This window comes from Streptomyces kaniharaensis, assembly GCF_009569385.1.
Classification (GTDB): domain Bacteria; phylum Actinomycetota; class Actinomycetes; order Streptomycetales; family Streptomycetaceae; genus Kitasatospora; species Kitasatospora kaniharaensis.
Genome location: NZ_WBOF01000001.1, coordinates 6,042,433 through 6,065,189, shown reverse-complemented (window position 1 = coordinate 6,065,189; position 22,757 = coordinate 6,042,433). Strand labels below are relative to the sequence as shown.

The 22,757-nt window shown below is 74.8% G+C and carries 22 protein-coding genes; 13 read left to right on the top strand and 9 right to left on the bottom strand.

Annotated elements, in window-relative coordinates:
- Nucleotides 1-26 precede the first annotated feature (26 nt).
- From F7Q99_RS27055 to F7Q99_RS27005, 11 genes are all read left to right on the top strand, one after another.
- On the top strand, nucleotides 27-878 hold the full coding sequence (locus F7Q99_RS27055) for a transposase (protein ID WP_153465552.1): 852 nt from the start codon (nucleotides 27-29) through the stop codon (nucleotides 876-878).
- A gap of 289 nt (nucleotides 879-1,167) precedes the next feature.
- Nucleotides 1,168-2,103 (top strand): DUF4129 domain-containing protein, encoded by a 936-nt coding sequence (locus F7Q99_RS27050; RefSeq protein WP_153465550.1) that lies wholly within the window; start codon nucleotides 1,168-1,170, stop codon nucleotides 2,101-2,103.
- A gap of 70 nt (nucleotides 2,104-2,173) precedes the next feature.
- A complete protein-coding gene (locus tag F7Q99_RS27045; protein WP_195911178.1) occupies nucleotides 2,174-2,641 on the top strand; it encodes a hypothetical protein in 468 nt (155 codons plus the stop codon).
- A 74-nt stretch (nucleotides 2,642-2,715) separates the two neighbouring features.
- Nucleotides 2,716-3,726, top strand: a complete 1,011-nt coding sequence (locus F7Q99_RS27040) for an AAA family ATPase (RefSeq protein WP_153465548.1) — start codon at nucleotides 2,716-2,718, stop codon at nucleotides 3,724-3,726.
- Complete coding sequence (locus tag F7Q99_RS27035; RefSeq protein WP_326847151.1) at nucleotides 3,723-5,150, top strand: DUF58 domain-containing protein; 1,428 nt, start codon at nucleotides 3,723-3,725, stop codon at nucleotides 5,148-5,150. The genes F7Q99_RS27040 and F7Q99_RS27035 overlap by 4 nt, the downstream gene beginning before the upstream one ends.
- Nucleotides 5,147-5,764, top strand: coding sequence for a hypothetical protein (locus tag F7Q99_RS27030; protein WP_153465546.1), 618 nt, complete (start codon nucleotides 5,147-5,149; stop codon nucleotides 5,762-5,764). The genes F7Q99_RS27035 and F7Q99_RS27030 overlap by 4 nt, the downstream gene beginning before the upstream one ends.
- Before the next feature lie 190 nt (nucleotides 5,765-5,954).
- Nucleotides 5,955-6,650, top strand: coding sequence for a hypothetical protein (locus F7Q99_RS27025; RefSeq protein WP_153465544.1), 696 nt, complete (start codon nucleotides 5,955-5,957; stop codon nucleotides 6,648-6,650).
- 597 nt (nucleotides 6,651-7,247) lie between these two features.
- Entirely contained in the window at nucleotides 7,248-7,913 is a 666-nt protein-coding gene (locus F7Q99_RS27020) for a response regulator transcription factor (protein WP_153465542.1), read from the top strand.
- Entirely contained in the window at nucleotides 7,910-9,244 is a 1,335-nt protein-coding gene (locus tag F7Q99_RS27015; RefSeq protein WP_326847150.1) for a sensor histidine kinase, read from the top strand. Before F7Q99_RS27020 ends, F7Q99_RS27015 begins: the two co-directional genes overlap by 4 nt.
- Nucleotides 9,245-9,270: 26 nt before the next feature.
- Complete coding sequence (locus tag F7Q99_RS27010) at nucleotides 9,271-9,513, top strand: hypothetical protein (protein WP_153465540.1); 243 nt, start codon at nucleotides 9,271-9,273, stop codon at nucleotides 9,511-9,513.
- 49 nt (nucleotides 9,514-9,562) lie between these two features.
- Nucleotides 9,563-9,715, top strand: a complete 153-nt coding sequence (locus tag F7Q99_RS27005; protein WP_153465538.1) for a hypothetical protein — start codon at nucleotides 9,563-9,565, stop codon at nucleotides 9,713-9,715.
- Between the two features lie 18 nt (nucleotides 9,716-9,733).
- On the opposite strand, the gene F7Q99_RS27000 is transcribed toward F7Q99_RS27005, so the two are convergent.
- The 6 genes from F7Q99_RS27000 to F7Q99_RS26975 form a co-directional block, all read right to left on the bottom strand.
- On the bottom strand, nucleotides 9,734-10,342 hold the full coding sequence (locus F7Q99_RS27000; RefSeq protein WP_153465535.1) for a TIGR03086 family metal-binding protein: 609 nt from the start codon (nucleotides 10,340-10,342) through the stop codon (nucleotides 9,734-9,736).
- Between the two features lie 126 nt (nucleotides 10,343-10,468).
- Nucleotides 10,469-11,224, bottom strand: coding sequence for an SDR family NAD(P)-dependent oxidoreductase (locus tag F7Q99_RS26995; protein WP_153465534.1), 756 nt, complete (start codon nucleotides 11,222-11,224; stop codon nucleotides 10,469-10,471).
- A gap of 559 nt (nucleotides 11,225-11,783) precedes the next feature.
- Nucleotides 11,784-12,548: a transglycosylase family protein gene (locus F7Q99_RS43305; RefSeq protein WP_153465532.1), complete on the bottom strand. Its 765-nt coding sequence runs from the start codon at nucleotides 12,546-12,548 to the stop codon at nucleotides 11,784-11,786.
- A gap of 555 nt (nucleotides 12,549-13,103) precedes the next feature.
- Nucleotides 13,104-13,772: a response regulator transcription factor gene (locus F7Q99_RS26985; RefSeq protein ID WP_326847264.1), complete on the bottom strand. Its 669-nt coding sequence runs from the start codon at nucleotides 13,770-13,772 to the stop codon at nucleotides 13,104-13,106.
- Nucleotides 13,773-13,866: 94 nt separating this feature from the next.
- Nucleotides 13,867-15,540: a sensor histidine kinase gene (locus tag F7Q99_RS41540; RefSeq protein ID WP_153465528.1), complete on the bottom strand. Its 1,674-nt coding sequence runs from the start codon at nucleotides 15,538-15,540 to the stop codon at nucleotides 13,867-13,869.
- Between the two features lie 83 nt (nucleotides 15,541-15,623).
- Nucleotides 15,624-18,104: a SpoIIE family protein phosphatase gene (locus F7Q99_RS26975; RefSeq protein ID WP_153465526.1), complete on the bottom strand. Its 2,481-nt coding sequence runs from the start codon at nucleotides 18,102-18,104 to the stop codon at nucleotides 15,624-15,626.
- Between the two features lie 174 nt (nucleotides 18,105-18,278).
- Here F7Q99_RS26975 and F7Q99_RS26970 point away from each other — a divergent pair, with 174 nt between their 5' ends.
- On the top strand, nucleotides 18,279-19,592 hold the full coding sequence (locus tag F7Q99_RS26970; RefSeq protein WP_153465524.1) for an outer membrane protein assembly factor BamB family protein: 1,314 nt from the start codon (nucleotides 18,279-18,281) through the stop codon (nucleotides 19,590-19,592).
- Between the two features lie 14 nt (nucleotides 19,593-19,606).
- Nucleotides 19,607-20,242, top strand: a complete 636-nt coding sequence (locus F7Q99_RS26965; protein ID WP_153465522.1) for a nucleoside/nucleotide kinase family protein — start codon at nucleotides 19,607-19,609, stop codon at nucleotides 20,240-20,242.
- 18 nt (nucleotides 20,243-20,260) lie between these two features.
- On the opposite strand, the gene F7Q99_RS26960 is transcribed toward F7Q99_RS26965, so the two are convergent.
- The 3 genes from F7Q99_RS26960 to F7Q99_RS26950 form a co-directional block, all read right to left on the bottom strand.
- Complete coding sequence (locus F7Q99_RS26960; RefSeq protein ID WP_153465521.1) at nucleotides 20,261-21,088, bottom strand: DNA-formamidopyrimidine glycosylase family protein; 828 nt, start codon at nucleotides 21,086-21,088, stop codon at nucleotides 20,261-20,263.
- Between the two features lie 62 nt (nucleotides 21,089-21,150).
- Nucleotides 21,151-21,612: a universal stress protein gene (locus tag F7Q99_RS26955; protein WP_153465519.1), complete on the bottom strand. Its 462-nt coding sequence runs from the start codon at nucleotides 21,610-21,612 to the stop codon at nucleotides 21,151-21,153.
- 155 nt (nucleotides 21,613-21,767) lie between these two features.
- Entirely contained in the window at nucleotides 21,768-22,733 is a 966-nt protein-coding gene (locus tag F7Q99_RS26950; protein ID WP_153465517.1) for a zinc metalloprotease, read from the bottom strand.
- Nucleotides 22,734-22,757: the final 24 nt, after the last annotated feature.

The window sequence follows — 22,757 nt, the reverse complement described above, 5'->3', positions numbered from 1 at the left end:
GTTGCAACGACCACTAGAAACCGCCGTTGGCCGCGGACCTGCTGGACGGCCGCTCGGACGGCCGCACCCAGTCCCCGGACCAGATCGACCGGGCAGTGGACGCCGCGCGAGCCGCCGGGGCCACCGGCCGGATCTTGTTCCAGGGCGACTCGGGCTACTACTCCGGGAAGGTCGCCGAGAAAATCGTCGCCCGTGGTGGACTGTTCCGGCTCGGCGTCCCGCGTTCCAAGCCGCTGTGGCGGGCCGTGGCGCGGGTGTACGAGGATGACTGGACCGACGCGCTGGACTACCCGGGCGCGCAGGTCGCGCTGCTGGACTACGCGCCCACCGGATGGCCCGACGGTACCCGCGTGATCGCCCGGCGGGTGCGCTACGACGCCGCAGAACTGTCCGCCGACCCTCGCTCGCGCCGCTCGCGCACCGTCGGCCGCGACCAGCTCGCCCTCGTGTTGGACGGTATCGCCGACACCGCGTACGCCTACTCCTTCATCGCCACCGACGAAGAGCTGGACCTGGACGAGGAGATCGCGAGGGCGGAGTGGGAGTTCCGCCGCCGCACAAGCATCGAGGAGCTGTTCCGCGACACCGCCCACGGCGCCGGCCTGAACCACCTGCCCTCCGGCTCCCACGCGGTCAACAGCATGTGGATGTGGGGCGCGCTGCTGGCCTACAACCTGTCCGCCTGGCTGCAGATGCTCGCTCCGATCGGCACGGCACGTCGCCGGATCGCCACCGTTCGGCGCCTGCTCATCGCCCGCGCCGCCCGCTGGACGCTCACTGCCCGCCGCCACGAACTCCACTTCACCACGGCAGCGGCCGATTTGATCGCGCAGGCGCTGGCCCGGATTCGCGCCCACCGGCCCCTCCTGCCCGCCTGACCGACCGCCCGACCCGGGCCCGAACCACCCCCAACCGCCCTGGAAAGCCGCCCACCCGGCACGACAGCCGGGCCCTCGACCTACCCGGACACACCACAACCGCACTGACAGCCAGCACAGAGATCAACTGATTGACCGTCGGCCACTATCTGCGGATTCGGGTCAGAGGTCGGGGGTGGTGCTGGTGAGGCGGTGGGTGACATGGTGACAGTTGGTGTGCGACGCTGCGGAGTGCTCGCCGTCGGGCGGGCTGCGGGGGAAACCGGGGGGTTGCCGCATGGGGCACGGGGTGCCGTTGTGTACGGGTCGGCGGGGCGGCCGGGCGGTGGGGGTGCTGCTGGTCGTCGTCGGCCTGGTGGCGGCCGCGGTGGCGCTGCGGTCGGACGGGGGGCTGCTGGGGAGGGCCTCGGCCGGGCCGGTGACCACGATCGGGCTGGTGGTGCTGCTGGGGCTGGGCTGGGCGGTGCTGGTCGGACGGTTCGCGGTGCGGTTCCGCGAAGAGGTGCGGACGCTGGACGGGCCGACGCCGCAGGCGGAGCGGCTGCGGGAGGCGGCCGCGCTGCTACTGCCGCTGGCCGCCGGCGCGGTGCCGGTGCTGATGCTGGTGTTCCACTCCCGGGTCGGCGCCGGGCTCACCCTGCCGCACCCGGTACCGCTGCCCTCGCTCAGCCCCAAACCACAGCCGGCCGCACACGCGCCGTGGCCGCAGGTGCCGGTGGAGGCGGGCGGGCTGCTCGGGGGAATGTTCGCGGCCCTACTGGGGGTACTGGCCCTGGCGGCGGTCGCTCTCGCGGTCACCCTCCTCGCGCTGCTGCGTCGCCGACGGGCGGGCCGACCTGCGGCGCCCGCGCCCTTGGCCGCCGCGCCGACACGACAGGAGGAGGTCCTCGCCGAGGCCGTCGCCTCCGGACGCAGGGCGCTGGAGGGCGGGGACGCACGGGCGGCGGTCATCGCGTGCTACGCGGCGATGGAGGGCTCGTTGGCGGCCTCCGGGGTCGCACGGAAGGCGTCGGAGAGCCCGACGGAGCTGCTGGAGCGGGCGCTTGCCGACCGGCGGGTCGACGCCGTGCCGGCACGGAAGCTCACCGCGCTGTTCCGGGAGGCCCGGTACTCCACTCACGAGCTGGACGAGAACCATGTACGCCGAGCCCGGGCAGCACTGGACGAGATCGCCGCCGGGCTCGCGGACGCCGCGGACGTGACGGGGGTCGGCGATGAACGGTGAGTCGACCAAGCCGGCGGACGCGTCGAACGTTACGGACGCTACGGATCCCCAGAGCGTCGTCCCGGGGTCGGTGCGGCACAGCCTAATCGAGCTCACCGTCGCCGCCGTCCTCGCCGAGGTGGTGTTCGCCCTGGTGGGCGGGGTGCCCGCGGCGACTGCCGGGGCGGTGCTGCTCACCACCGCCGCCCTGCTCACCGCCCGCTACGTGGCCGGCGCCGGTGTCGGGGGGTCGACCTGGGGCCGCCGGCCGCGGTTGATGGAGGCGTACGAGCCCGGCCTCGGCGACTGGCGCTGGACCGTCCGTCAGGGGCTCGACCCGCAGGGCGACACCGGGCCGCTGCGCACCCGCCTGCAACGGCTGTTCACCGTACGGCTCGCGGAGGTCCACGGCCTGCACCTGCCGGCCGACCGCGAGCGGGCCGCCGAACTGCTCGGGCCCCGGCTGTGGCCGTGGATCGACCCGGAGGCGCCGGCACCCGCCGAGACCTTCCCGGCCCCGGTGCTGCGCGCTCTCGTCGAACGCCTCGAATCGCTGTGAGCCGCGGTGATCCTCAGTAGGCCACGCCGCGTTCCGAAGTCCCTTTCATTCACCGACAGTTGCGCAGGAGAGCCATGTCCGTCCTTCCCGACGCCCCCGCCGATCCGATACCCGCGCTGACCCCGCAGGAGGCCGGTGAGCACGCCCGCGCGGTGCTCGAGGAGATCGAGCGGGCCGTGGTCGGCAAGCCCGAGGCGCTGCGGCTGGTGCTGCTCGGCGCCCTGGCCGGTGGGCACGTCCTGATCGAGGACCTGCCCGGGCTCGGCAAGACCCTGCTGGCGCGCTCGTTCGCCACCACCCTCGGCCTGGACTTCCGTCGGATCCAGTTCACCCCCGACCTGCTGCCCTCGGACGTCACCGGCGCCCCCTTCTACGAGCGCGGCAGCGGCGAGATGGTCTTCCGGCCCGGCCCGCTCTTCACCCAGCTGCTGCTGGCCGACGAGATCAACCGGACCCCGCCCAAGACCCAGGCCGCCCTGCTGGAGGCGATGGCCGAGGGCCAGGTCTCCGTCGACGGCGCCACCCGGACCCTGCCGCAGCCCTTCCTGGTGATCGCCACCGCCAACCCGATCGAGTACGAGGGCACCTACGCCCTGCCCGAGGCCCAGCTGGACCGGTTCCTGGTCCGCGTGCGCATGGGCTACCTTCCGGTCGGCACTGAGGCCGCGATGCTGCGCGCCCGGCTCGACCGGGCCGCGCCGGAGGCGGTGCTCCGGGCCGTCAGCAGCCCCGCCGAACTGCTCGCCATGCGTGCGGCGGTGGAGCGGGTGGAGGTCGACGACGACCTGGTCGAGTACGTGGTCGCCCTCGTCGACGCCACCCGCAACGACCGGCAGATCCAGGTCGGCGCCTCGCCCCGCGGCGGCCTCGCCCTGATCCAACTCGCCCGGGCCCGAGCCATGCTGGAGGGTCGCGACTACCTGACTCCGGAGGACGTCAAGGCGCTCGCCGTCCCCGCCCTGGCCCACCGCATCACGCTCGCACCGGAGTTGTGGGTCCGACAGATCGAGGCGGACGACGTGGTCACACGCCTGGTCGACTCCGTCCCGGCGCCGCAGACCCTGCCCCGCGCGGCCGTCCGGTGAACCCCACACGAACCGCCGGCGACGCCGGCGGGCAGCCCGACGATCGGACCACCGACCCGGCCACGCGTCGAACCGCCGATCCGGCCACCGACCGGGCCGCCGAGAAGCTGCGCACCCTGGCCGCCGCCCGCAGCGCCCGAGCCACCGCCGCCGGCCTGCCGGACAGTCCGCCCTCGCCGCACTGGCGGGCCGACGAACGCACCCTGCGCCTGCTCACCGTGGCCACCGCCGGTGCCGGCGCCGCCCTGCTCACCGGCCACGCCTGGCTGCTCGCCCTGGCCGCCGGCCCCGCCGTCCTGCTCGCCCTCGCCTCTCCCGGACACACCCGCCCCACCCGGCTGTCCGTCGAGGCCGCCGTCGAACCGCGGCGCTGCTTCGAGAGCGAGCACGTCACCGTGCGGATCACCGTGGGGCACGACGGGCACATCGGCCCGCCGGAGCCCACCGTGGCGCTCGGCCCGGACGTCGCCCTGGACGCCCTCACCGTCACCGCGGACGGCGTGGACCTCGTCCTGCGCCCCGAGAGCTGGGGCCGGCGACGCCTCGGCGTCGTCGACCTCGACGTCCCCGACGCCGGCGGCCTGACCCGCCGCACCCTGCGCACCGACCTCGGCACCGTGGACGTCTTCCCGGTGCCCACCGCCGCCCGCCTCACCCCGATCCCGGTCCGGCTGCCCGAGCGGATCGGCGAGCACACCGCCGCGCACGAAGGCACCGGCGTCGAGGTCGTCGGCGTACGCCCGCACGTGCCGGGTGAGCGGCAGCGACGCATCCACTGGCCCTCCACCACGCGCCGCGACGCCGTGCAGATCAACCAGTTCGCCGCCGAACGCGCCGCCGACGTGGTCGTCCTGCTGGACGCGCTGGCCGACTTCCGCGACGCCGCCACGGGGAGGCGCAGCCTCGACGAGACGCTGCGCGCCGCCGCCGGACTGACCCGCGCCTACCTGCGCCGGCACGACCGGATCGGCCTGGTCGCGGTCGGCGGGCAGTTGCGCTGGCTCACCGCGGGCAGCGGGGAGCGGCAGTTCTACCGCATGGTGGAGAGCGTGCTGGAGGTCCGACAGGACCGCCCATGCCGCGGGCCCGTACCACCCAGGATCCCGCTCCCGGCCCTGCCCGCCCGCGCCCTCGTCTACGCCGTCACCCCACTCGCCGACCAACGGATCCTCGAGGTCCTCGGGCAGGTCCGCGAGCGGGGCAACCCGCTGGTCGTGGTCGAGATCCCGGTCGGCGACCCGGCGGTGGAGCCCGGTGACGCGACGGACGCGCTGGCGCTGAGGCTGTGGCGCGCCGAACGGGAGGCGATGCGCTCGACGCTGCGCGGGCGCGGCATCCCGGTGGCCCGCCACACCCCGGGCGAGGCACTGGACCTGGCCCTCGCGCCCCTGTTGCGGCGTCGGATCGAGGGAGCGACCCGATGACCCCCTTCCCTGACCCGACGCCATCCTCCGCCCGGTGGGCGCCGCGCCTCGATCGCGCCGCCCTGCGCGCCGTCGGCGCCGCCCTGGCCCTCGCCGCCGCCGGGGTCGGGGACGGCGGCAGCGGGACCGCGGTCGACCGGTTCGGTCCGGCCGCCTCCGTGGCCGCCGCCGCCTTCGCCCTGTGGGCCTCCCCGCCGTCGGAGGGCGGCGCACCGACGGCGACCCTGCCCGCAGGACTGACCGCCACCCGTACCACGGCCCTCGCCACCGGCTCCGTCCTGCTCGCCGCGCTCGGCGAACCGGCGCCGTGGCGGGCGCTCGTGGTGACCGTCCTGCTCACCGGCTACCTGCTGCTCCTGGACGCGCTCGACCCGCGGCATCGGCCCCGCCGACCCGCTTCCGCGGCCGCCGCCACCCTCGCGTCCCTGCTGGTCCTGCCGGCCGCGTTCGCCCCCACCGCGGCGCTCGCGTGGTCCCGCCCCGTCGCCCTGCTGGGTCTGGCGGCCGCCGCCTGCGGCACCGGCCTCGCCCTGTGCCCACCGGGTGCCCCCTCATCGCCGGACCCGCCGTCCCCGAGCGACGAGCCGGCGCAGGGTGACGCTGCCAGGCATTGATCGGGAGCGGCACGCCTGTCTGGTGGCGCTGGGATTCCTGGAGCGGTCATCCGGGGGCCGCCGGGCAGGGGCTGAGCGAGGAACAGCCGGCCGAGTCCGCTCGAAGGTCCCCGCCCCGCGACCGCCGTTCCGGCCGGTACGTCACACTGTCGCGAGCAGTCGAGCACCACCAACGGACGGGGGCCGCAGGATGGGCGGGAAGAAGCAGAAGAGACCGCCGGCCGAGGGGGTCGTACGGCCGAAGCGGACGCCGAAGCGGAAGCCCGCGAAGGACCGGCGGGCGTCGGCCCGGACGGTGCGGTGGACGGCGGGACTGGTCGCCGTGCTCGCGCCGCTGCTGATCGTGGGGCTGATGGTGGGCGCGGGGAATCCGGACGTGGCCGCGCCCTGCACGGTCGCCGCCGTGGTCGTGCTCGTCGCGGCGCTGGGCGGGCTGATGGTGGTGCGGACCAGCGGATGGGTCCTGTGGCCGGGAGTGCTGCTGGGGATCGTGATGCTGGCCCTGCCCACGGCGGTGTTCCGGGCGGAGGTGACCGCGCACCGCGCGGTGCGGACCGACGTGGTCGTCACCTGGGTGCACGAGGAGCGGGACCGGCGCGGGCACGCCGGGTGGAAGTGCGGGATACGCCGTCCGGACGGGCAGCCCGTCCCGCACGGCGAGTTCGTCGGTTCGGGCTGCTCCGGCCCGCAATCCACCGGCGCCACCGCCACCGTCCTCCTCGACCCGGACGGCTGGGTCCCCCCGGCCGGGACGGACCTGGACCTGGCCTTTCTCAGCGAGGGTGCCTACGCCGTGGGCGCCGCGGCCCTCCTGTGGGCCCTCATGACCGTGGGAGCCGCCCGCCGCACCCTCCGGGAGTCCCCGCCGCGCGCCGAGCGCCGGTAGGGGCTGTCTTGGGACTCTCGTCTGCGGGTCGGCCGGGCCAGGGCTCTCATCAGATCCTCAGGCACACACCGTCAGGCTCTTCCCGCGTACGGACGGCGGGAACGGGAGGAGCGGGGCGGTGCGGGGATTCATACGGGCTCGGCGTCGGCTGCGGGCGCAGGCCGGGCGGGTTCTTCGGCAGGCCGGATGGGTGGTCGTCGCGTTCGCGGCGGTCATGGCGACGGGGGCGGCGGCCAGGGTGGTGGCGCATGCGGGTGCGAAGCCGCTCGAGGTCGTGTGCGGGCGAGCCGAGGCTGCGGGGCACCATCGGCTCGCGATGCGCTACTGCCGGGGAGATCAGGGGCGCCGGATGCCCGTGGTGCGTCCGGCGGACGGGGCGTCAGCGCCAGGGCACGGCGGGGCTCATCAAATCCTCAGGCTTCCGCTGTGATGATCTTCCACGTCGGCGGCCGCGCCTTCCCGCTCCCCCACGGGGAGGCGCTCCGCCGATGCTGCCGGCTCGCGGCCGTGGACGACGGACGTGAGCCGGCGAACGGTCGTCGACAGCGCACGTCGGCGCCTGCGGCCCCGCCGGCGGCCACGGCTATCCTGTCCCGCATGCGCGTACTGGTGGTCGAGGACGACGATGACCTGCGGTTCGCGGTGGCCGCAGCACTGCGCGGCAGCGGTCTGGCCGTCGACGAGGCCGCCGACCTCCCCGCCGCGGACGAGGCGCTGTTCGTCACCGCCTACGACTGCGTCGTCTTCGACCGGATGCTGCCTTCCGGCGACTCGGCGGCGTACGTCCAGCGAATACGGCGGGAGGGCCGGACGGTGCCGGTACTGTTCCTCACCGCCCGGGACACCGTCGCCGACCGGGTCGAGGGCTTCGCGACCGGTGGCGACGACTACCTGGTCAAGCCCTTCGCCGTCCCCGAACTGGTCGCCCGGATACGGAACCTGTGCCGGCGCACCGCCGTCGCCCGCCCGCCGGTGGTCCGGTGCGGCGGCCTGGAGATCGACACGGCCCGCCGCACGGTGCACCGCGACGGTGTGCTGCTCTCCCTCACGACCAAGGAGTTCGCCGTCCTGGAGACCCTCGCCGCCCGGCCCGGCGAGGCGGTGCGCCGCACCGAACTCATCGAACGCTGCTGGGACGAGCTGACCGAGCCCAACTCCAACGTCGTCGAGGTCCTGGTCTCACAGCTGCGCCGCAAACTCGGCGATCCGCCGCTGATCCACACCGTGCGCGGCGTCGGCTACCGGCTGGAGTCTCAGGCGTGAGACCACCGGCCCCGGCCGGCCTGATCCGTCGGTCGCGCCGTCGTCCGCACCGCCGTCTGCGCCGCCGGGTCCCGCCGACGCCGGCCGGCCGGATCCGCCGGCTGCGGCGGCGCATCGCGCTGCTGTTCGCCCTGGTCAGCGCCGCCGGGCTGGTCGGCATGACGGTCATCGCCGTGCGCGCGGACGACTCGTCCTGGCGCGCCCAGGTCGATGTCGACCTCAAGCTCCGGACCGGTGAGTTCGTCGCCGACCTCCGGTACGACGACGCGGGCGCACTCGAATACCCGGATCCGAAGGAGGGCGGGTACGACTGCCCTCCTGTGACGCTGTTCACCGGCACCGCGGACCGGCTCACCGCCCTCGCAGGCCCGCACCGGCCCTGCCTCGCGGTCCCGGCCCCGGCGGCGCAGGAGCTCGCCGCCGAGGCCGGCAGGGAGCAGGACGTCGCGTTGACCACCGCCCGGGCGGACAACGGACACCAACTGCGCCTGTCCGCCCAGCCGTTCGCCGGACCACCCGGGGAGAACGCGGACGCCGTCGTGGTCGCGGCCGTTGACATCTCCGGAAGCCAGAACGACCACGAACGGCTGACGCTGCTCCTCACCGTCGTCTGCACGGTCCTGGTGGCCGTCTCCGCGTTGGCCGGCCGCTGGCTCGCCGGGCGGGCCGTCCGACCGGCGCTGACCGCGCTCGACCAGCAGGAGGCGTTCTTCGCGGACGCCGCCCACGACCTGCGCACCCCTGTCGCCTCCCTGCGGCTGCTCGCCGAGACCGGCCTGCGCGGCGAGGCCGACTCCACCGAGGTCATGCGCCGCACGCTGCGCCAGTCGACCCGGATGAGCGAGCTGGTCGACGACCTGCTGACCCGCGCCCGGCTGAAGGCCGGCGCCGTTGCGCTCGACCTCGAACCGCTGCGGCTCGACCAGCTCGTCGACGCCGTGGTCGCCGACACCCCGGTGGACAGGCACCGGGTGCGCGTCGAGTCGGTGCCGGTGGTCGTACTCGCCGACGCGGGCCTGCTACGCCGTGCCGTCGCCAACCTGCTGGGCAACGCGCTCGCCCACGGCCACGCCCCGGGCGAGCAGGCCGACATCGAGATCACCGTCGGCGCGGACGGCACCGTCGCCGTCGACGACGCCGGGCCGGGTGTGCCACCCGAACAGGCGCAGTCGCTGTTCGAGCGCTTCCACAGCGGCGCCGGGTCGAGCGGCCTGGGGTTGTCGATCACCGCCTGGGTGTCGCACGCGCACGGCGGCTCGCTCACCGTGGAGCGCAGCGCGCGGGGCGGGGCCCGCTTCCTCCTGCGCGTCCCCGTCCACAAGCGGCCCTGAGCGTCCTCGCCTACCTCCCGCAGCAGGTGCCCGGCGCCAGCCTCGTCGACAGCGACAACTGGCCGTCACTGCCGTCGGGTTACTGGATCGTGCGCGCCCCCGGCGCGTTCGCCAACGGCTACGAGGCGCTCGCCTTCTGCGCCGAGTACGGCCCCGAGCACTGCTCCGGCCGGTACCTCAGCGAGGACCGCGACGACCGCGGCTACCTCTGCCAGGCCTCCCCCGCGCCCGATCCCGCCGCCTGCCGCCGCCCCGACGACCGGGCCTGAACCGGGCTCCCCCCGGTACTGACTACCGATACTGAACGGAATCGGAGCAGTGCACCGATCAGTCCACCGCCCGGACGCCCCGTGCGCGGTGGCCCGACGCGGCGCCGCCGTCCGCCTCGGCACCGCCGCCCTGGCCACGACCGCGCTGGGCACCGGCGCGCTCGGTTCCTGCCCTTCGTCCACCACGACGCCGCCCCGGTGAACCTTCGTGGTCGTAGATTCAGACGTGCAGCGGCGCGGCTCCGGGGTCGCGGCCGAAGAATCCCGCGAGCCGGTCGTACGGCGGCGCGTCCTCCGGCACCGCGACCTCCGGGCCGAAGCTGTGACTCTCCTCCTCCGGCCCCCGGAACTCGGGCTTGAGCGCGCCGCGCGCCCAGGCGAGCGAGGCGAGTGCCACCTCGTGGTCCAGCCCGTCCGTGGACTGGCCGGTCGCGCGTGCCAAGTCCCAGGCGTGGACGGCGAATTCGGCAATCGCCTGGTCGACCGGGAACCGGGCGGGCAGCATGCCCATGCCGGGGACCTCAATCGTGCCGGAGAGGTCCCCGGCCGCCCGCCAGGCGTCCATCAGTTCCTCGGCGCCGGCCTCGAAGGCGTGCAGCCAGTCGTTCTCGACCCGCTCGAAGGGCTGCGACCAGTCGGGCCGGCCGCCCTCCGCCCGGACGGTGAACTGCCTTACGTCGTGCAGCAGATGGCTGATCAGCATCCCGACGTCCCACGAGCGGCACGGCGTCGGATGACCGGCCAGCTCGACGCCCACCCCGTCGATCAGCCCCGCGGTCTGCGCGAGCGCCCGGGCGAGCAGGTCGATCGGGTCTTCCGTTGCGGTCATGGCGCACCCCTCGTGGGCCGGTACACGTGGTCGGACCCGGCGATGGTAACCGCGTCCACAGACAACGGCCCGGCCTCCGGCCCCGACGCCACGCCGGAACCGGAAGCCGGGCCGCCACCGGCACCGTCAGGCCGCGAAGCCGCCGTCGACCGCGAGCTCCGCGCCGGAGACGTACCGGCCGTCCGCGCTCACCAGGTACGCGACGGCGCCCGCGACGTCCGTGCCCGCGCCGTACGTCCCGAGTGCGGTGAGCCCCCGCTGGAACTCGGCCGAGTCGCCGTCCGCCGGGTTCATGTCGGTGTCGATCGGCCCGGGGTGGACGACGTTCACCGTGATCCCGCGCGGGCCGAGCTCCCGGGCCAGCGCCTTGGTCAGTCCGATCGTCGCGGCCTTGCTGGTCGCGTAGAGGCTGGCGCCCGGGAAGGCGACGCGCCGGGCGATGCAGCTGCCGATCGTGACGATCCGTCCGCCCTCGGCCAACCGGTCCGAGGCCGCCTGCGCGAACAGGAACGGGGCCCGGACGTTCACCTCCAGCACCCGGTCGACGTCCTCCAGCGCCATCTCGCCGATCGGGCCCAGCACGCCCACGCCGGCGTTGTTCACCAGGATGTCGAGCCGCCCGAACCGCTCGGCGACGGCCGCGACCACCGCCTGCACCTCCTGCGGGTCCGCGCTCTCGGCCCGCACCGCCCAGCCGCGCCGCCCGAGCGCGGTGATCTTCGCGGCGACGGCCTCGGCCCGCTCGGCGCCGCCCTGGTAGGTCAGGGCGACGTCGGCGCCGTCCTCGGCCAGCCGGAGCGCGACCGCCGCCCCGATCCCCCGGCTGCCGCCGGTCACCAGGGCCACCTTGCCGTCGAGCCTCGCCGTACCGTTCATCGTCATATCTCCAGAACTCCTCGTCCCGTTGTCGGACATGACTCGATCCTCGGCCGCGGCGCCCGGGACGTCCGGCGGTATTCGGACGTCGCGTTGAATCTTCAACGACAACCTGAACCGCCCCGCGCACACCCCTTCATGCCGGCGCCCGGTAGTACGACCCGACCGCCGGCTGGCCCGTGTAGTTCGGCCCGGCTCCCGCGTCCGCCCCGACGTAGCGGAACGGCGGCCGCACCGCCCGTCCGCCCTCCAGCACCAGCAGATAGACCGGCGCGGCACCCAGTCCGCGACCGCCGTCGCGACCAGCCGCAGCCCGGGCAGCGCCGCCACGTCTGGCGGCGGCGCCAGCGGGCCGACCAGGTCCACCCCGGTCAGCTCCACCCCGTCCGGCTGCCGGCGCGCCGCCTCCGCGAGCGCCCGACCCTGCCCGCTGCACAGGTCCAGCCAGCCGGGCGCCTCGCCGACACGCCGAGCGGCCAGCTGCCCGGGCCAGCCCCACCCCGCCGACACGCCGAGCGGCCACCCCCGGTCGAGGGTGGCCGCTCGGTGCGTGCGTGAGGAGGCGTCAGACGGTGAGGGTCTGCCCGGGGAAGATCAGGTCCGGGTTGCCGCCGATGACGCGGGCGTTCTTGCCGTACAGCGTGTCGGTGGCGACGCCGAACTTGGCCGCGATGTCGCTCAGCGTGTCACCGCTCTTGACGGTGTAGGTGCCGCCGGAGGTGTTCTTCCCCACCCCGGACGGGGGCGACGCGGGCTTGGCCGGCTGCTGGAACGTCTGCGGTGCCTTCTGCCGGGTCTTGGGCGTCGACTTGGCGGCCGGCTTCGCGGCAGGCTTCGACGCGGGCTTCGAGGCCGGCTTCGCCGGTGCCGCCGGCGCGGTGTCCTCGGAGGTGTCGACCGCCGCCGGCGCGCCGCCCTTGCTGAGGCCCGCCTTGCGGGAGCACACGGGCCACGCTCCGGGGCCCTGCGAGGCGAGCACCTTCTCGGCGACGGCGATCTGCTGCGCCCTGCTGGCCTGGTTGGCCTGCGGCGCGTACGCGGTGCCGCCGTACGCGGCCCAGGTGGAGGGGGTGAACTGCAGTCCGCCGTAGAAGCCGTTGCCGGTGCTGATGCTCCAGTTCCCGCCGCTCTCGCACTGGGCGACGGCGTCCCAGGCGGAGGTGGTCGCGGCGGAGGCCGAGGTGGCCGTGACGAGGCCGGCCACGGGCAGGGCCGCGACGGCGGCACCCGCGACGACGGCCATCCGGACGCGGTTGCGCTTGGGAGCGGCGGTCGCATCGGTGGCAGTGGTGGTGTCGGTGGCAGCGGCGGTCTCGTGACGGAAAGTCATGAAGTTCCTCTCGTCAAGCCCCGGGCAGGCAGGTGGAACCAGACCCGGGACAGGGCCAGTTGTCGCGCTTGCCTCACTCGATGGACGGCTCTGCACGTGTCGGACGTGCCGCACCGTCCCGGCCACCTCCGCTCGCCGACGGCCTGTACGAGCCGGTCGCGTCGGCGGGCACGGCCCTCGCATGCCGGGTGTCAGTCGGCGGGCCGTGCGTCGGGGTGAACCCGGGTGGCGCTCGTTGCGCCGCCAATGAAGCTAGGGGGCCATCCCGGCGCGCAGCAAGCAATTCTTGGACGCCGCAGGTCAGTTGACTGTTACCGCCGGTATCGATCAAGGAGCGGGGCTCAGTTCGACCAGGTTTGACCGCATTTTCAAGATCAACCGGTCAACTTCCGTGCCCCCGCTCACATCTGTCGATCGGTAGGATCCGGCGCATTGTCTACCGACAGCAACCGAGATCTGACACACCGTCACCGCAGCAACCGGAGTTCCCGACTCCATGCCGCCGCCACGTGGCATCCGCCACACCCACCACGCTCCGCGACCACATGGATGCGCTCAGTCGTGGCCGTCCAGCTCGGCGTCCCGCGCCAGCAGCGCCGCCTGCACCCGGTTCTCGCAGCCCAGCTTCGCCAGGATCCGGCTGACGTACGTCTTCACCGTCGCCTCGCTCATGTGGATCCGCGCCCCGGCGTCGGCGTTCGACAGGCCCTCACCGAGCAGCGCCAGCACCTCCAGCTCACGCTCGGTCAGCACGTCTAGGCGGCGCCGGGCCTGCGCGCTCCGGGCGGCGGCCGAGCCGCTGCGCCCGGACGCCAGCGAGTCGACGATGTGCCGGGTGGCGGCCGGCGAGAGGAAGGCGTTCCCGCTCGCGGCGGCGCGCACGGCCTGGATCAGCTCGGCCGGCGCGGTGTCCTTCAGCAGGAAGCCCGCGCCGCCCGAGGTCACGGCGCGCAGGACGTTCTCGCGCTCACCGAAGGTGGTGAGGACCAGCGCCCGTGCGCCGGGGGCGGCCTTCGGCAGCTCCGCGAGCGCCGTCAGCCCGTCCATCACCGGCATCTGGATGTCCAGCAGCACGACGTCCACCCGGTGCGCCCTTACCAGTTCCAGCGCCTGCCGCCCGTCGGCGGCCTCCGCGACCACCTCGATGTCGTCGGCGGAGCCCAGGATCATCCTGATACCGGCTCGGATGAGCGGCTCGTCGTCGGCGACGAGGACTCGGATCACGCTGGTCATCCCCTCAAGCGGTGCTGGTGCCGGTGCCGCGGCACGGTACGTCGGCACCATCCTCACATCCGGGCCGACGGCGCCCTCCGGCCGGTCAGTTCTTCGCCTCGTAGTGCTGCTTGTCCACCAGCACCCCGTCCTTGAAGCAGAACCGCACCACGTTGTCCCGGTCCCACTTCTCGCTGACGTCGCTGGACAGGTAGTACCGGCAGTGCGAGCCCGCGGGCGCCGGCGGGCCGCTCCCCTTGAAGGTGTCGGTGAAGAAGCCGTTGCCTGAAGGCAGTTCGCGCATCACGTCGGCCTCCGACCGGCCGAGCCGGACGTCGTCGTACACCGACGTCTTCACCGTCGCGTCGCCGGTGGCCTGGACGAACGCCCACAGGCCCCAGACGAGCAGGCCCAGCACGGTCAGCCCGACGGCGACCACGCCGACCGCGCAGCCCAGCGCCGGGCTGCGCCGCCGCGCGCCGCCGCCGTCCGCGACCGGGGGCAGGCCCTCCAGCACCCAGTCATCGACCCCGGCGAGGCCCGCGACGCCGTCGCCCGCGCCGTCCGCCGTGCCGCCGTACGGGAGCACGGCGGCCAGCCGGAAGCCCTGGTCGGGCGTCTGCCCGGCGTGCACCATGCCGCCCACCAGCCGCGCGCGTTCGCGCAGGCCGGTCAGCCCCTGCCCGCCGCTGACGACCTGGCCCGTACCGGCGCGCACGCCGACGGGCTCCGGCGCAGCCGGGTTGGTGACCTCCACAACCAGGGCGTCCGGCTCGTAGCGGAGCGCGACCCCGATCGGCGCGCCGGGGGCGTGCTTGTGCGCGTTGGTGAGCGCCTCCTGCACGATCCGGTACGCCGCGTGGTCGACGGCGGCGGCCAGCGGGCGCCGTTCGCCGTCCCGCGAGAGCGAGACCAATGTCCCGGCGGCGCGCGAGGACTCCACCAGCCCCTCGATCCCGTCCACGCCGCCCCGGCCGGGCGCTCCGCTCGCGCCGGCGGGCGCCGGCGGGACGGCCGTCGACTCGTCGTGCAGGACGCCGACCACCTCGCGCAGCTCGCGCATCGCGGCCACCGCCGCCTGCCGCAGCACACCGACCGCCTCGCGCTGCCGGTCGGTCAGGCTCCGGTCCACCTCCAGCGCGCCCGAGTGGACGGAGATCAGCGCGAGCTGGTGGCCCAGGCTGTCGTGCATGTCCTGGGCGATCCGGTGACGCTCGCGCAGCCGCGCCTGGTGCACCACCATCAGACGCTCGCGCACCAGCTGGTCGTTGCGCTCGCGCAGCGCGTCCTCCAGCTCGCGGCGCTGCGCCTGGTAGCGGCCCCACAGCGCGGGCAGGACGGCCATCAGCAGGAAGCCGCCGAGCGAGAGCCCGACCAGCAACTTGGGCGACGCCGTGCCCACGTCCTTCAACACCCCGGTCACGGTGAACAGCACCCAGCTGAGGACGAAGGTGCCGACCAGCGGGCCGGCCCGGCGCACCCGGGCCCCTGCTGTCCCACCTGCGAGGACCAGCAGCAGGAACGGACCGGGCGCCCAGCCGGTCGCGGCCGCCGTCACCAGCAGCACGCTCGCCGGGAAGGCCCGCCGCAGCAGACACAGCACCGCGGTGCCGAGGCCGACCGGCACGGCGTAGCCGGTGTGGCCGGCCCACTCCAGCAGGACGGCGAGCCCGCCCATCACCAGGGCGAGCAGTGCCTCGCGCACCACCAGCCAGGGCCGCCAGGGCCCTGGCAGCGCCTTTCCTACCGCCTTCTTCCAGGCCCGTGCAATCGCGTTCACCCGCTGAGGCTAGCCGGATGGACGAACCGGCCGCCGTCACCGTTCGTAGCGCCTGCGGCCGACGAAAGTCGTGATCCGAGGGTTCACCCGGCCGCCGTGCCCCGGAACTCCGTGAGCAGCAACGCGACGTCGTCCACCCGGTGCGTCGAACCGACCTCGCGCAGCAGCCGGTCGGCGAGCGACTCCAGCCCGGCTCCGCCGGGTGAGTGCCCGAAGGCGACCCGCAGCCGGTCCACACCCTGGTCGATCGGTACCGCCGGATCCTCCACCAGCCCGTCCGTGTAAAGGGCCATCACCGAGCCCGCCTCCAGGCACAGCTCACTCACCGGGTACTCCGCCCCGTCGTCGACGCCCAGCAGCGGCCCGCCCGGCACGTTCAGTGCCTCCGCCCGGCCGCCGGGTTGGCGCAGCAGCGGCGGCAGGTGCCCGGCCCGGGCGATCCGGAGGGTTCCGTCGGCCGGGGTCAGCCGGACGAGGCAGCAGCTGGCGAGCAGCCCCGGGTCGAGGTCGAGGAGCAGCCGGTTGGTGCGGGCGAGCACCTCGCCGGGCGGTTCCCCGCCGCTGGCGAAGGCGCGGACGGCGCTGCGCAGCTGGCCCATGGTGGCGGCGGCGCCGACGCTGTGGCCCTCGACGTCGCCGATCACCAGGGTGAGGTCGCGCCCGGTGACGATCGCGTCGTACCAGTCGCCGCCGATCTCCATGCCCTGGGTGCCGGGCAGGTAGCGCGCGGCGATCCGGATGCCCGGCACGTTCGGCAGGCGGTGCGGCAGCAGCGCCTGCTGGAGGCCACGGGCCAGCGCGAACTCGGCGTCGTAGAGGCGGGCGCGCTCCAGGGCCTGGGCGATGAAGCCGCCGAGGGCGGTGAGCAGGCCGCGCTCCTCCACGGTGAAGCGGTGCGGCTCGTCGAAGCCGAGGATGCAGCTGCCGACCGGGTGGCCGGAGGCGATGAGCGGCAGGAAGGCCCAGGCGCGCATCTCGTCCAGGGCGATGCCGGGGTAGGCGGCGGCGAGTTGGCGGACGTTCTCGAAGAAGATCGGTGTGCCGGTGCTGAGGGCCTCCGCGCCGGGGATCCGGGCGGCCACCGGAGTGCCCTCGAAGCCGTCCAGGAAGCCGTCCGGGTAGCCGCTCTGCGAGACCAGGTGGAGGCGCTTGTCTCTGACGGCGTAGATGGCGAGCTCCTGACCGCCGAAGGCCGGGAGGATCTGCTCGGCGACGGCCTGGCAGACGTCCCGCACACTGGCCGCCTCGGTGAGCGCGCTGGCGAGCTGGAGCAGGTGGTAGGTGCCGCCGATGTCCGGGCGGGTGCCGGGCGGCGGGGCGGCGGGCGGCTCGGCCGCGCCCGCCGGCGCCTCCGCGGCGACCACCCGGCCGGTGACGCCGTGCGCGTCCGGGTAGAGCGAGAAGGCCAGCCAGCCGTCCGGCGGGCGGGCGGCGAGGAAGGCGGTGGGCTGCTGGGAGAGCATCGCGGCCCGGTAGCGGTTCTCGTAGAAGGGGTCGGCGAGCCAGGGCAGCACCTCCCACGGATGGTGGCCGATCAGCTCCTCGCGGGCGGCCTGCAGCAGCGGCTCCACGCCGCGGTTGGCGTAGGTGATCCGGCCGTCCGGGTCGAGCGAGAACACACCCTCGCGCAGCCGCTCGACGGCCGCGGCGGCGGCGGTGAGCGTGCGGACGTCCAGAACGGCGCCGACCAGATGGGTACGGCCGTCCTCGATCGTGGACGGGACACGCGCCCACAGCTCCACCGGGTAGGGGTTGCCGTCGCGCCCAAGCACCCGCACCCGCGCGGCCAGCACCTCGCCGCGTTCCAGGGCGAGCTTGGCGGCGGCCCGGAACTCGGCCCGGTCGCCGGGCGCGATCCTGCCGGTGAGCGTGGTGACCCGGCCGTCGAACTCGCCGGGCGCGAAGCCGAAGATCTCCCGGAACTGCTCGTCGGCGGCGAGCGCGCCGGTCGCCACGTTCCAGTCGAACAGCCCGACCCGGGTGGTCGGCGCGGACGGCGGCGCCAGCTCCACCACCGGGTTGTCGCCGTTCGCTTCTACCATGTGCCCTTCCGCCTCCAGACCGGCCAGCCCGACCGCCAGCCGCTCCGCCGCCGACCGCAGCCGCCGCGGCGCGCCCACCGGCACCCCGTCGTCGGAGGCCACCCACAGCACGCTCAGCACCCCGAGCCGCTCCTCGCCCGCCGTCACCGGCACATAGGCGGACGCGAAGTCGTAGGGCATGCCGACCGCGAGCTGCGGAAAGCGCCGCATGGTGTCCTCGGTGTCGGCGAGGGTGATCGTCCGTCCGGTGCGGAAGGTGACCGCCACCGGCAGCGGCCCGGCCGCCGCGACCCGCCGGAACGGGCTCATGATCGACAGCGGCACCCCGGCTATGGTGCACAGCACCAGTGAGCGCCGGTCCCGCGAGCGCAGGTACACCATCGCCCCGTACGCCCCGGTGCTGCCGAGCACCGCACGCACGCACGACGCCAACAGGGTGTCCCGGTCCGTCACCGCCCCGGCGGCGGTGTCGGGCCGCCCCGCGTGCTGACGGTGCCGGTCCGCCGGCGCACCCTGGCGCATGCTCTTTTGCTACGCCGGGCCCCGGGGCGTGTCAAGGCGAGCCCGAGGCGCCCGCCGCCCCCTCGCCGACCACGGCACCGGACAGTGAGCGAGTCCGGCAGTTCGGGGACCGTTCGATATCCTCCGATATCGACCGGCAGCACCAGGGCTGCCCCCGGCGAAGCGAGAGCCAGCATGCAGTCGTCCTCGTCCGAGCGAACCGCCGGGCAGGCGTCCTGGCAGTGGGACGGGGAGGCGGACGGTGCGGACGAGGCCCCCGGGGACGTGGTCGGTGCGGGCGGGGACGGGCCGAGGCTGAGCCGGCGCGGGCTGCTGGTCGGGGCCGGGGTGCTGGCGGCCGGCGCGGCGACCTGGGCATTCGGCCGGCCGGGCGCGGACCAGCCGGCCCCCGCGCCGACGAAACCGCACCCCACCGCCCTCTCCGGGCCGACCCCGCTCTGGACGTACCGCGGGAGCGAGGCGGCGATGCCGGAGCGGCTCACCGGCCGGCCGGGCCGCCCGGTCTTCGCCACCAGCACCGGCCTCCAACTGCTCGACCCGGCCACCGGCGACCCGACCCGCATCATCCGCCTCGCGCCACCGGACCGGGACCTCGGGAGCGACGACCCGGCCTCCGGCCGCGCCGTCATGGTCGCCGACCGCGTCTTCACCATCTCCCGGGGCCACATCGACGGCCGTCACCTCACCGACCCGGCCGCCGACGTGACCGTCGCCCTGCCCGACGGCCTGAACGACGACGTCGTGCTCGCCGGCTGCGACGGCACCACCCTCTACGGCACCGCGTACAGCCGGCCCAAGAAGGGCGCCACGGCCCTGGGGCGGCAGGTGTTCGCGCTGCGCATCGCGGACGGCGCGCTCCTGTGGACCTCCCCCGCCGACACCGGCGAGCAACTGCTCACTCCCGCGGCCGGCCCCGACGGCGCCATCGCCGCCATCCGCAGCCCGGAGGGCCGCGCCGAGCTCGTCATCCGGGACGCCGCGACCGGCCGGCAGCGCTGGACGGCGCAGGGCAACGAGAACCTGCGCTGGTGCACGGTCGGGCAGCGGGCCGTCTACGTGCCCGACGGCTCCGGCGGCCTGCGCGCCCTGGACCTGGCCACCGGCACCGAACGGTGGAGGTTCTCCCCCACCCCGCCCGCGCAGTGGCGCACCATGCCGCCGGTCGCCGACTCCGGCATGCTCTACGTCCCGCGTGACAACGGCCTGGTCAGCGGCCACGCCGAGACCGCGCCGGGCGGCCTCTGGTCGCTCCAGCTGCCGTTCCTGCTGGACCGCCGCAGCCACCCGCTGGTGGTCAACGGCGTCGTCTACGTCCCCGGCCCGGCCGCCGCCGGCGTCTGCGCGATCGACGCGACGCGGGGCAGGCTGCTCTGGACCTTCCGCGACTCGGGCCCCGGCAAGGACGTGTGGTCGCTCGCCGCCGACGACGACCGGCTCTACGCCGGCCACGACGACGTCCTGCACGCCCTGCCGCTCGCGAGGGTCTGACGGACGGGGCCGGCATGCAGGTACGCCCGATCTCGCCCGAGCGGCTCGCCGAGTTCCTCGCCGACCGCATCACCGCCCTGCCCGGCGCGGGGCAGCGGTGGCTGCGGGTCGCCGTCGACGGCGCAGCCGCGGCCCGCCCAGGAGCACTCGCCGACGCGCTCGTCGAACCGCTGCGGCTGCGCGGCCGCCCGGCCCTGCGGGTGTCCGCCGGGGACTTCCTGCGGCCGGCCTCCGTCCGCCTCGAGTACGGCAAGCGCGACCCGGACGCCTTCCACGACCTCTGGCTGGACGACGGCGCCCTGCTCCGCGAGGTGCTCGACCCGCTGGAACCCGGCGGCACCGGCCGCGTGCTGCCCTCGCTGCGCGACCCGGCCACGGACCGCGCCACCCGCGCCCCGTACACCGGGCTCGCGCCCGGCGGCGTACTGCTGCTGGACGGCGCCCTGCTGCTCGGCCGCTGGCTGCCGCTGGAGCTGACCGTCCACCTCGCCCTCACCCCGGCCGCCCTCGCCCGCCGCACCCCGCCCGACGAACAGTGGACCCTGCCCGCCTTCTCCCGCTACGAGGCCGAGACCGCCCCCGCCGAGGCCGCCGACGTCACCGTCCGAGTCGACGACCCGCGCCACCCCGCCCTGGTCGTACGTCCCTGACACCCCCGGGTAGTCCCCTCAACGAGCCGGCCGCCTGCTCCTCGTCTGCTGCACCGGTGCCGGGCCGCGCTGGCAGTACGGACACCAGTACGCCACCCGGTCCTGCGGCGGAGTGCCCTGGCGGGCGGTCAGCACCAGGCTGCCACACCGGGGGCAAGGGCGGCCGGCGCGGCCGTAGACCCAGTGCTGGTGGCCGCGCCGGGTGTCGCCCGTGGTGATGTGGCCGGGGCGCAGCTTGTTGACTTCCAGCAGTTCCCGGGCGCGTTCCACCACGCGGTCGGGGCTGCGGAGTTCGCCGACCGGGGTCCACGGGGTGACGCCGGCCAGGAAGCTCAGTTCGTTGGCGTAGACGTTGCCGATCCCGGCGAGGTTGCGCTGGTCGAGCAGGGCGTCGGCGAGCGGGCGGCCGGGGTGGGCGAGCAGGCGGTGGACGGCTTCGACCGGGTCCCAGTCGGGGCCGAGCAGGTCGGGTCCGAGGTGGCCGACGGCGCGTTCCTCGTCGGTGGTGCGCAGCAGTTCGACGACGGGCAGCCGGTAGCCGACGGCGGTGCCGCGCTCGGTGCCGAGGACGGCGCGGATCTGCCAGGCGGGGCCGCCGCCCCAGCGTTCGCCGGGGCGGTAGATCTCCCAGCGGCCGTCCATCCGGAGGTGGGTGTGCAGGGTGAGGCCGCCTTCGAGGCGGGTGAGGAGGTGCTTGCCACGCGGGGCGACCTCCAGGACCCAGCGGCCGGCGAGTGCGGCGGTGGCGTGCGCGGGTACCCGCAGGTCGGCGCTGGTCAGCTGCACCCCGGCGAGGGTGTCGCGCATCCGGGCCGCCGCGCGGTAGACGGAGTCACCTTCTGGCATGTCTCCATCCTGCCCCGCGCGCCGGCCCGGTGCGGGCTGCTGCCGGACCGGCGCCGTCGCCGCTACCGCTCGCCGGGTGACATCACGTGCGTGTCCCGGACGACGACGACCGGGCAGGGCGCGTGCTCGGTGAGGTGGCGGCTGACGGAGCCGAGCAGCGCACGGGAGAAACCTCCGAGGCCGCGGCTGCCGACGACGACGAGCGCGGCTCCGTCCGCGGCGTCGAGGAGGGCCTGGGCGGCGTTGCCGGGCATCACGGTCTCGCTGATCCGCACGCCCGGGTCGTCGCCGAGGACCCTCGTGACGGTCTGGGCGAGGGTCTTCCCGGCGAGTTCCTCCGGGTTGTACCCCTCGATGGGCGGCACCCTCATCCCGACCCCGCCGTAGAAGGCGGGGTACTCCCAGGCGGCGATCGCGTTGACGGTGCCGCCGACGGCCTTCGCGTAGTCGACCGCCCACCGCAGCGCGTGCTCCGAGGCGGGCGAGCCGTCCACGCCGACGACGATCCGGGGAATGGCGCTCATTGGCGTTTCTCCTTACCGTGCCTTGCCGGGTGTCGACGCGGTTGCGTTCCGACACCCGAACATCGATCACATCAGACATACGGCCCGAAATCGCCGCGCCGGGAACGCGTTCGGCGGTCCGTTCGGGTGAGCGCGCGGGCGTCGGCCGGGCGGGTTCAGCTCCGGTAGGCGGCCCACGAGCCGGCCATCCGCTGGACCTGGCCCGGGGTGAACTGGGTCATGCAGGAGTCGTAGCTGTAGTCCATGAAGTTGTGGATCGGGTCGAGCCCCGGCGTCGTGCAGGTGTGGCGGCCCTCGGGGCAGCCGTAGGAGGGGCTGCCCTCCGCCGGGGTGTCGTCGACGTAGTCGCCCGGGGACGGGCAGCCGCCCTGGAAGGTGTGGAAGAGGCCGAGCCAGTGGCCGGTCTCGTGGGTGGCGGTGGAGCCCTCGTTGTAGTTGGGGGCCGAGCCGCCGGGCAGGGAGGCGTCGAGGACGACGACGCCGTCGTCGGTCGGGTCGGACCGGTAGGAGTTGGGGAAGGTCGCCCAGCCGAGCAGGGACTGGCCGAGGTTGGCGGTGTAGAGGTTGAGCGCGCCCGCACCGCCCTTGCGCAGGGCGCTCTTCATGGCGCGCTCGGCCGGCGAGCCCGGGGTCATGCCGTTGTACCAGCCGGCGTTGTCGGTGTAGTCGGTGCCGGCCAGCGCGAACTGGAACCCGGTGGGTGTGTTGCCCTGGCCCCGGCCCCCGTAGGTCGAGTTGAGGTGGTCGATCTGGGCGGCGACGGTGCTCGCGGCGAGATTCCCGGTGCTTCCGGCGTGGATCACGTGGACGTACACCGGGACCGTCGTGGTGCCGCCCTCATGGGTGTGGACGGGGAGCTGGGCGAGGCGGGCGCGGAGGTCGGCGTCCATGGCCCGGGCCCGGGCCGCGCTGACGGCGTTCGGGTCCCGCCCGGCGTGACTGTTGGCGGGCCTGCGGGCGGCCGCGTCGGTGCCGTCGCACACGGAAGCGGCCGCGGCGGGCGCCGGCACGGGGTGCGGGGCCGGGGCCCCGAGCTGGCCGAGGCCGGCGGCGGCGACGAGCGCGGCGGCGCAGGGGAACAGGCGGGGGGCACGCGAGGGCACCCGGACAGAACGACGCATCTGCGCTCCTGACAGGGGAGTTGA